The organism is Micrococcus sp. GbtcB5 (assembly GCF_019091605.1).
In the GTDB taxonomy this organism is placed as follows: domain Bacteria; phylum Actinomycetota; class Actinomycetes; order Actinomycetales; family Micrococcaceae; genus Micrococcus; species Micrococcus luteus.
The window spans coordinates 1-236 of record NZ_JAGXJK010000480.1; the positions used below are offsets into that span (position 1 = coordinate 1).

The 236-nt window shown below is 73.3% G+C and carries 1 protein-coding gene; it reads right to left on the reverse strand.

The genetic code is table 11. From position 1 onward, the window contains the following. Positions 1-11: 11 nt before the first annotated feature. The coding region (locus KVS67_RS13185; RefSeq protein WP_217565566.1) for a hypothetical protein at positions 12-236 on the reverse strand (225 nt) is incomplete at its 5' end.

A 236-nucleotide genomic window follows, 5' to 3' on the forward strand; every position in this document is an offset into this window, starting at 1 on the left:
TCGGGGGTGATCTACTGCGGGCGAGGGTGCTGATTGCCCGGGAGCAGGACGGCGTGGTCCTCGGCCTCGAGGTCCAGGAGCCAGACGGAGGCCAGGGGGTTGGCGGTGGTGACCGCGGCGATGCCCAGCCGCGGAATGGCGCCGGCCAGGTCGGTGAGGCGGCGAGCCTGGGTGGGGGTGGGGTCCAGGCCCAGCAGGGGGATCTCGGGACCGAAGGCCTCTTCCTGGTTGGGGGC